Below are 9,370 nucleotides of genomic sequence, written 5' to 3' on the forward strand. Positions count from 1 at the left end.
GGGAATTATATGCTCAGAAGGACCTCTCTCGTTGTTTGGCTATTTATTGGGTTCTCTACCTTTATTGCAAGCCTTGCGGCTTATGTTGGGTATACCTACCATACAACACGCCAAGCCATTATGGATGATATTGATACGCGCCTATTATATGCGGCTAAAAGCGCACAACTTATTGTCGGTAATGATTTCCATAACCAATTAGAAAACATTGAGCAATATCAATTTCAATCACTCAGTGCCAAGTTAACCGAACTTAGCGAAGCGCTCGGTGTTGAATATGTCTACACCATGATCTACGACTCGCCATATGTGCGCTTTACATCGTCCAGCTTCACCAAAGAAGATTTAGAAAATGGTCGTGTCACCCAATTCTTAGACCCTTATTTAGAAGCCACCGTTATTAATAAAGGGGCATTTCGCTCAACAGAACCTGTTTTTGAAGTCTCTGAAGACCAGTGGGGCTACTTTAAAACCATTTTAGTGCCGTTTGTGAGCGCAGACGGCACAATTTACTTAGCCGGTGCAGATATCACCATTGACAACGTGCAACGTCAATTAAGGTCAAGCGTGGCAAAGGCAACGCTCACCGCCAGTTTCTTTTTCTTTATTTCTTTGCTCGTCGCTGGGCTCTACTTGTTGCTTTATCGTAAAGCCATGACCTCCGATACCCGAACGGGCTTTGCTAATCGCATCGCTTTAGAGCGTGATTTGGCTAAAAGCCATAACCAGCACCTGAGTCTAGCGATTGTGTGGGTTAGTGAGTTAGAAGATATCATTAGCTTTTATGGGGCGAGTATTGGCGACCAAGTCATTCAACGGGTCATGCGCCATTTTAGCGAGTTTACTTATCCTTATCCGGTATACCGTCTTGCCACCTCTAAATTAGTGATCATGTGCGACACCGATAAAGGAGAGCATTACCTGAATAATTTGATCAGAGAGTTTCCAAGCTCGCATCCTGTCATAAATAGCCCACACCTATATATTCAATTGTGTGCAGGTATCGCCTCAGGTAATAAAGCTTTATTGCTAGACAACGCCTATGTGGCATGTCGCCAAGCCAAACAACAAAATAAAACCGTCTGTATGTACACCACCAACAACCAAGAGGCGAAACAGCAACAAGCGAGTCATCTGGCAATGGCCAATACCTTACAAAATGCCTTTGAACACAACCGTATTGTCGCTTACTTTACACCACGATTTGACGTACAAAAAAATCAAATTACGCAACACATTTGTACCGCACGTGTTATCAACGAGCAAGGTGCAATTCTCAATGCCGATATGTATCAAAAAGTTGTAACACGCTCGCGTATGGAAGGCAAAATGACCCACAACATTTTGACGCAATGTGTCACTCGCTTCAGAAAAACCAATACAGCATGGAGCTTAAAGCTCAGCTATCAAGATGCAACTGACCCACAACTGATTGACTTTATTAATCAAGAATTAAGACGTTACCCGCAACCTGCACTGGTGACCTTTGAATTTGATGAGCAGGCGGTGCTCAATAACTTCAATTCAATGGCAACCTGTATTAATGGCCTCAAAAGTAAAGGGGTGAAAATATTAATCAATGCGGTAAGCAGTGGCTTATTAACCGTCAGCCGAGTTATGAAACTCAATATCGATGCCATCAAGCTCGATGAAAGTATTTCGGCGCATATGCACAGAGATGATCAAGTGTTTGAATTCATTTCTCACTTGGCCAAGCTATGTAGTGACCGAGATATAAGATTGATTGTGGGGGCCGTGCAAGATGAAACACAGTTTCAGCGTTTTATTGATGCGGGTGTGAGTATGATGCAGGGTCGCTATATTGGCAAAGCGACCCCTCACATCAAAACAAACTCACGTAACCTAACTCACTAAAGGTTTATGACTAATCGCGTGCTCGACTGACCACTCATCCAGTATTTACGTTCAAAGGGGGTAATGGCTTCGTCACTACTATAGGGCTCGACAGCAGTCGGATGCCCTGATAATTGTAAAGCACGCGCAAACTCTTTAACGTAAATATCCCAATTACTGCGCACTTCAAGCCGACCACCCAGTTTAACAATAAAAGGAAATACCCCAGCACCATGCCAACGACGGCCAATGTGCTTTGCTTTTGGCCATGGGTTTGGGTAAAGCAAGTAATGATGGGTTGGCTGCCAATTGGCCGCCACAGCCAAACGCCAAAAATCATTCAAGTCGGCTCGCACCAAAATATACTGTCCTGACTCCGTTTGCTTATATTCAACATCATGTTTGTCTAACCGATGTGCCGACTTATCGATGCCAATAATTAATGCATCTGGATGCAGTTTCGCCAAATTAGCGGTACTTTCTCCGACGCCACAACATGAGTCTAAAACAATGCCGCCAGTAAAAGCCTGAACACGCTCATTAACTTCATCAAACGCTTTTTGAGTATGCGCCGCAATTGGCTTTTTAAACTCAGCCGTTAGGTGCTTATTGACAATCTCATCTAGCTTTTCATGCAAGCTCGGCTGATTTGAGACAATACTTCTCGAATTTGCTTCTGTCATCAGTGACGTAATCCTACTCCTCGGCGAATTAAGGTAAGCGCCAAGATAAATAACCCAGTAATAAATGCCAATAATACCGTAAATGCCACATAAATGTTGACATCTGACACCCCTAAAAAGCCAAATCTAAACGCATTAACCATATAAATAATGGGGTTCGCTTGTGAAACGCCTTGCCAAAACTCCGGTAACAGCGTGATCGAATAAAACACCCCACCTAAATACGTTAAAGGTGTCAGAATGAAAGTAGGAATAATACTAATGTCATCAAAACTGTTGGCGAATACCGCATTAATTAACCCACCGAGGGCAAACACCGCAGACGTCAGTATTACCGTCGCAACGATCACACCAATATTATGTATTTGAATATCCACAAAAAAGAGTGATACCAAGGTCACAATGAAGCCCACCAGCATGCCGCGTGCCATACCACCGCCCATATAACCGAGTACAATTATGTAGTTCGGCACTGGCGCAACCAACAGCTCTTCAATGCTTTTTTGAAATTTCGTCGAATAGAAACTCGAGGCCACATTCGAATAGGAGTTGGTGATCACCGACATCATGATTAAGCCAGGAACAATAAATTCCATATAACTAAAGCCCCCCATTTCACCAATACGAGAGCCAATTAAGCTACCAAAAATAACAAAATAGAGCGTCATTGTGATGGCTGGCGGTACTAATGTTTGCACCCAAATACGCAAAAATCGAATACACTCTTTAATCCAAATACTTTTTAATGCTACCCCGTAACGAGTAATGCTCATGACGTGCGCCCTTGCTCTAATAACCCAACAAATAACTCTTCTAATCGGTTTGCTTTATTACGCATACTCAATACCGTATTACCTTGTGTACTTAATTGCGCAAACACCTCATTAAGGCTTTGTGATTTTTTAACTTCCACTTCAAGGGTGTGCTCATCGGTTAAGTTAAATGCATACCCATCAATGTCTACTGGCTGTACTGGCATTTTTAAATCCAGCACAAAGGTTTCTTTGTCTAACTTCGCCAGCAGCGCCTTAATAGTGGTGTTCTCGACAATCACTCCTTGATCAATAATGGCAATGTTTTTACACAGCAGTTCCGCTTCTTCAAGGTAGTGCGTGGTCAAAATAATGGTCACTCCTTGCTCGTTTATTTCACGTAAGAAGGTCCACATAGAACGGCGTAATTCAATATCAACCCCCGCGGTGGGCTCATCTAAAATAAGTAACTTTGGCTCATGCATCAAAGCGCGGGCGATCATTAAGCGACGCTTCATGCCACCCGATAACGTACGTGCCTGCTTGTCTTTTTTCTCCAGTAGCCCCAATTGTGCTAAATATTTATCAGCACGTTTATGGGCTTCTTGTCTAGGTACACCATAGTAACCAGCTTGATTGACCAAAATCTGGCTTAAGGTTTCAAATTGGCTAAAGTTAAACTCCTGCGGTACTAACCCCAGCTCAGCCTTCGCATCTTCAAGGGCGGTATCAATAGAATGCCCAAACACCTGAACATCACCGGCGGTTTTATTCACCAATGACGCAATTACCCCGATAGTGGTTGATTTACCCGCGCCATTTGGCCCGAGCAAGGCAAAAAAGTCTCCTTGCTCTACCTGTAGGTCGATGCCTTTTACCGCTTCAACGCCATTTTTATAGACTTTTTTCAAGCCTTTTATATCTAATGCAACCGTCATGTTATTTTTGTTCTCCATAACCCCACCGCTTGGTCAGGGTATGCTCTATATTGAGGTGATCTAAAATGCGTGCCACCATAAAATCAACCAAATCATTAATGGTCTCTGGCTGATGATAAAAACCTGGCGCCGCAGGCATAATTGTGACGCCTAACTGGCTCAGTTTCAGCATGTTTTCTAAGTGAATTGAGCTAAATGGTGTTTCTCTGGGTACTAAAATGAGCTGCCCACGTTCTTTAATAACCACATCGGCAGCACGCTCTAATAAATTGTCGGAGGCGCCCATGGCAATGGCTGAAACAGCTCCAGCACTACACGGGCACACCACCATCTTTTTAGGCGCTGCAGAACCCGAGGCAACAGGGCTAAACCAATTGTCTTTGCCAAATACCTTAATTTGTTCAGGTTGGGCATTAAACATGGCCGTTAGTTGCTCTGTGGCTTTTTGCTCATTGCCTGAGAGTTTTACATTTGACTCAGTATCAAGCACAACGCGTGCAGCACTGGAAATAAGTACAAACACTTGGTAATTCATGGCCACTAATACATCTAGTAATCGCAACCCATAAGGCGCACCTGATGCACCACTAAACGCCAGCGTAATCGCAGGTTTAAAACTATTCACGACATTTACCCTTATTAATTAAACCGCACTATTGTGACAAGATACGCGTTGTTTTGAGCGCGCTAAGTAATTTTTGATGTAACCCACCAAAGCCACCATTACTCATAATTAAAATATGTTGCCCTGCTTGGGCATGCGCACACACTTGCTGAATGATTTCATCAATACTCGAAAAGCACTGACGCCCAGCCTTGCTGGCTTCTTCTCGCAGCGACCACCCCAAATTATCAGGCTCAAACAAATAGGCTTCATCGGCTTCACTCAGCGATGCCAATAAAGTGTGTTGATGCACCCCCATTGTCATGGTATTTGAACGCGGTTCTAAAATGGCTACCACAGGGGCACTACCCACTTTGGCTTTTAACCCTGCCAGCGTGGTTTTAATCGCGGTTGGATGGTGCGCAAAATCGTCATACACACTGATGCCATTCACGTCCCCTAGCAACTCCATACGGCGTTTTGGTGAAATAAACTCACTTAACGCGTCAATCGTTACGCCAACAGGAATGCCCACATGGCGCGCCGCGGCAATGGTCATCATGGCATTTTTTACGTTATGCTCACCAATTGCTTGCCATACCACCTGCCCCTCAACTTGGCCGTTTAAGCACACTTCAAATTGTGACCCATCTGCTTCAAGCAAGTTATACGACCAATCGCCGTTTAAAGTTTCCTGCTCACTCCAAAACCCTCGCTTTACCACTTCAACCAGTGCAGTATCGTCTGCTGGGTAAATGGCTTTACCTTGGGCGGGTAATGTTCTTAACAAATGGTGAAACTGAGTTTGAATGGCGTTTAAGTCAGCAAAAATATCTGCATGATCAAACTCTAAATTGTTCATGACCAGCGTGCGGGGCAAGTAATGCACAAATTTGCTGCGCTTATCAAAAAAGGCGGTATCGTATTCATCGGCTTCAATCACGAAGAACGGTGTATCGCTCACTCGTGCCGACACCCCAAAGTTTTGCACTATACCACCGATTAAAAAACCGGGGCGCAAACCCGCGTACTCCAATACCCACGCCAACATGCTGGCGGTGGTGGTTTTACCATGGGTCCCTGCAACGGCTAATACCCAACTGTCTTGCAGCAAATGGTGCTTTAACCATTCTGGGCCTGAGGTATACGGAATGTTTTTTTCAAGCACATGCTCAACACAGGGGTTACCTCGGCTCATGGCGTTGCCAATTACCACCACATCGGGGACGGGATTTAGCTGTGCAACGTCGTATCCTTGGGTGAGTTCAATGCCAAGTGCTTCAAGCTGTGTACTCATGGGAGGGTACACATTTTGATCAGAACCTGTCACTTTATAGCCAAGCGATTGCGCAATGGCGGCAATGCCCCCCATAAACGTGCCACAAATGCCCAAAATATGAATATGCTTGTTATTATTTAGCGTTGAGACCATGAAAATGTGTGCCTTATGTAAAGATTTACGCTGCCCTGTTCAGCAAGGTGCTTACTATGCCAAATTTCTGCTCAACAAACCATAAACCTAACTGCAAAACAGCTGTGCAAAAACGGCAAGAATAGCTCACTCTGGCTGAATTAGTGATGAGTACCCGTATTTATCGCTGTGTGTATTGCGATTTCTCTGAGCGCTTTTTATAAGTAGTGGCTATTTACGCTGTCTATAAACGCTTTCGCCCACCAACCGCTCAACAACGTATTATGATAAAACACCATAAAAAAATGCCAGTCAGAGACTGGCATTTTTCAGTGTAAACTTTTAATTTGCGTGTTTAACTTAAGCTTGGCAGTTCACGCAAACAGCGGTTATGCTACGCCGTATTGATCTCTATATGCTTTTACCGCATCAAGATGCTCACCCATGCTACCTTGCTCTTCAAGATACACAATTAAGTCGGCCAGTTTTACAATTGATACTACCTGAGTACCAAAATCACGCTCAACTTCTTGAATAGCTGATAACTCGGCTTTGCCTTTTTCTTGACGGTCAAGCGCAATTAACACCCCTGATAAGTCAGCACCTGCTGCGGCAATGATTTCCATTGACTCACGGATAGCCGTGCCTGCGGTGATCACATCATCGACCAGCATAATGCGCCCTTCCAAAGGCGAGCCCACTAATGAACCACCTTCACCATGTTGCTTTTTCTCTTTACGGTTAAAGCAATACGGTACATCTTTGTCATAGTGATCAGACAATGCCACCGCCGTGGTGGTTGCTATTGGAATGCCTTTATACGCAGGGCCAAACAGTAAGTCATATTCAATACCCGCATCTTCAAGCGCGGCGGCATAAAAGCGACCTAAACGTGCTAAATCACGACCGGTATTAAATAACCCTGCATTAAAAAAATACGGGCTAGTTCGGCCTGATTTCAGGGTGAACTCACCAAACTTAAGCACCTGCTTTTCAAGGGCAAATTCAATAAACTCTTTTTGATATGCTTTCATATTCTTACCTACTTAACTGATACCTAAACTAAACTTGAACAACAACCGATTATGCTAATGCTTTCTTTTGCAGGTCGATAATTTCACGAATTGAATGCTTAGCCAGCCCTAATAGCTCATCCAGTTCTTCAAACGAGAAAGGTTCACCTTCAGCCGTACCTTGCACTTCAATCAGCTTGCCGGTTTCGGTCATGATCACGTTCATGTCAGTTTCAGCTTCTGAGTCTTCTAGGTATTCTAAATCTGAGATTGCTTGACCGTTGTAAACCCCAACAGAAATCGCTGCAATCATAAATTTAAGTGGGTTATTGTTGATCATGCCTTTCGTACGCATGTGCGTCAGTGCATCAACCAACGCAACACATGCACCACTGATTGATGCAGTACGCGTACCGCCATCCGCTTGCAATACATCACAGTCGATAGTAATGGTATTTTCACCTAGGGCTTTTAAGTCAACCGCAGCGCGCAGTGCACGTGCGATTAAACGTTGAATTTCCATAGTACGACCGCCTTGCTTACCACGGGCCGCTTCACGGTTGTTACGAGTATGCGTAGAACGTGGCAACATACCATATTCAGCGGTGATCCAACCTTTGCCCTGACCTTTCATAAAGCGCGGCACACCGGCTTCAACGGTTGCAGTACAAAGTACTTTTGTATTACCAAACTCAACTAATACAGCACCTTCAGCGTGTATTGTGTAGTTACGTGTAAATGTTACCGGTCTGATCTGGTTTGCTGTTCTTTCACTTGGACGCATCCACGTTCCCCTAATAGTCAAAATTTCAGTCATTATAATGGGTCAGCCTTTACGATGCCATGTAGAAATCGACAAAACAACGACATTGAGTGAAAATTGCTTGCTGCGTTGATTTTTTATTAAGCTATAATACCTGCTGGAAATTTTGTTAATAGATTAGGAACTTTACATGATCCATAGTATGACCGCCTACGCACGCCGAGAAGTTAAAGGTGATTGGGGCACAGGAGTTTGGGAAATCCGCTCAGTAAATCAGCGTTACCTAGAAACCTTTATCCGCGCACCTGAACAATTTCGCGGTATGGAGCCGGTAATACGCGAGCGCCTACGTAAACACTTACAGCGCGGTAAAGTTGAAGTGTATTTAAAGTTTACTGCCAACCCAGCACACGTGGGTGAGCTATCAATTAATGAAACCTTAGCTGAGCAGCTCATAAACAGTGCAAAGTGGGTGCAACAGCAAAGCCAAGGCGACATCAATCCAGTAGACATTTTACGCTGGCCGGGTGTTATGGAAGCACAAGAAGTTGACCTAGACACCGTGAATAAAGCCCTACTTGCAGGCTTTAACGAACTCATTGAAGAGTTTAAAGCCGCACGTGGCAGCGAAGGCGATAACCTTGAAACCATGATCACCACCCGCCTAGACGGAATTTTAGAACAAGTTTCTATTGTAGAAACGCACATGCCAGAAATCGCCAAATGGCAACGTGAAAAGCTCAATGCCAAGCTAGAAGACTTAAAAGCCGACATTGACGAAAACCGCCTTGAGCAAGAGCTTATTTACTTAGCTCAAAAGCAAGATGTGGCCGAAGAACTCGACCGCTTAAAGTCACATGTAAAAGAAACCCACAAAATCATTAAAAAAGGTGGCGCATGCGGCCGTCGTTTAGACTTTATGATGCAAGAGTTTAACCGCGAGTCAAATACCCTTGCCTCAAAATCAATTAACACCGACATCACCAGCGCAGCGGTTGAATTGAAAGTATTAGTTGAACAAATGCGTGAGCAGATCCAAAACATCGAGTAATGTTTCAGGCTGTTTCCGAGTGTTAAAATAGTCTTTAAAATCTTATAGTTATAATTTTTACGTGTTTCAACCTGTTGCCCCGAATTGCTCTTTGTAATTAAAAAATGATGGCAGAAATGGTGGCAAATTTTGAAAAAATTCAAAATTTGCCCCAAACTTTAAAAATCTGCCACCACTTTTATTGTAAAGGTATGATATGGCAAACAAAATCAACGCTCAGCAAATTAAGTCTTTAATCAAAACGGGTAAAGTAGGCTATCACTCAATTGGGAATGGCCTCTATATTCGAATCAGTAAAGAG

The 9,370-nt window shown here is 43.8% G+C and carries 9 protein-coding genes; 2 read left to right on the forward strand and 7 right to left on the reverse strand.

Going from position 1 to position 9,370, the window contains the following annotated elements; genetic code table 11:
- The first annotated feature begins 9 nt into the window (after positions 1 to 9).
- The gene (locus J8L97_RS13295) at positions 10 to 1,875 is read left to right on the forward strand and encodes a GGDEF domain-containing protein (protein ID WP_211050335.1); all 1,866 of its coding nucleotides are present in this window, start codon (positions 10 to 12) and stop codon (positions 1,873 to 1,875) included.
- Here J8L97_RS13295 and J8L97_RS13300 read toward each other — a convergent pair.
- The 7 genes from J8L97_RS13300 to rph form a co-directional block, all read right to left on the reverse strand.
- Positions 1,872 to 2,537, reverse strand: a complete 666-nt coding sequence (locus tag J8L97_RS13300) for a tRNA (guanosine(46)-N(7))-methyltransferase TrmB (protein ID WP_211050337.1) — start codon at positions 2,535 to 2,537, stop codon at positions 1,872 to 1,874. The genes J8L97_RS13295 and J8L97_RS13300 overlap by 4 nt on opposite strands.
- A complete protein-coding gene (locus J8L97_RS13305; protein ID WP_211050343.1) occupies positions 2,537 to 3,304 on the reverse strand; it encodes an ABC transporter permease in 768 nt (255 codons plus the stop codon). The genes J8L97_RS13300 and J8L97_RS13305 overlap by 1 nt, the downstream gene beginning before the upstream one ends.
- 2 nt (positions 3,305 to 3,306) lie before the next feature.
- Positions 3,307 to 4,227, reverse strand: coding sequence for an ABC transporter ATP-binding protein (locus J8L97_RS13310; RefSeq protein WP_211050345.1), 921 nt, complete (start codon positions 4,225 to 4,227; stop codon positions 3,307 to 3,309).
- A gap of 1 nt (position 4,228) precedes the next feature.
- A complete protein-coding gene (locus J8L97_RS13315; protein WP_192505987.1) occupies positions 4,229 to 4,852 on the reverse strand; it encodes a flavin prenyltransferase UbiX in 624 nt (207 codons plus the stop codon).
- Between the two features lie 28 nt (positions 4,853 to 4,880).
- Positions 4,881 to 6,263 (reverse strand): UDP-N-acetylmuramate:L-alanyl-gamma-D-glutamyl-meso-diaminopimelate ligase, encoded by a 1,383-nt coding sequence (mpl, locus tag J8L97_RS13320; protein WP_211050339.1) that lies wholly within the window; start codon positions 6,261 to 6,263, stop codon positions 4,881 to 4,883.
- Between the two features lie 368 nt (positions 6,264 to 6,631).
- Positions 6,632 to 7,276, reverse strand: coding sequence for an orotate phosphoribosyltransferase (gene pyrE / locus J8L97_RS13325; protein ID WP_192505989.1), 645 nt, complete (start codon positions 7,274 to 7,276; stop codon positions 6,632 to 6,634).
- A 49-nt stretch (positions 7,277 to 7,325) separates the two neighbouring features.
- The gene (rph, locus tag J8L97_RS13330; protein ID WP_210996862.1) at positions 7,326 to 8,039 is read right to left on the reverse strand and encodes a ribonuclease PH; all 714 of its coding nucleotides are present in this window, start codon (positions 8,037 to 8,039) and stop codon (positions 7,326 to 7,328) included.
- A gap of 169 nt (positions 8,040 to 8,208) precedes the next feature.
- On the opposite strand from rph, the gene J8L97_RS13335 reads away from it, so the two are divergent.
- Complete coding sequence (locus J8L97_RS13335; RefSeq protein WP_211050341.1) at positions 8,209 to 9,069, forward strand: YicC/YloC family endoribonuclease; 861 nt, start codon at positions 8,209 to 8,211, stop codon at positions 9,067 to 9,069.
- The last annotated feature ends 301 nt before the right edge of the window (positions 9,070 to 9,370 follow it).

This window comes from Pseudoalteromonas sp. MMG012 (genome assembly GCF_018100875.1).
In the GTDB taxonomy this organism is placed as follows: Bacteria; Pseudomonadota; Gammaproteobacteria; order Enterobacterales; family Alteromonadaceae; genus Pseudoalteromonas; species Pseudoalteromonas aurantia.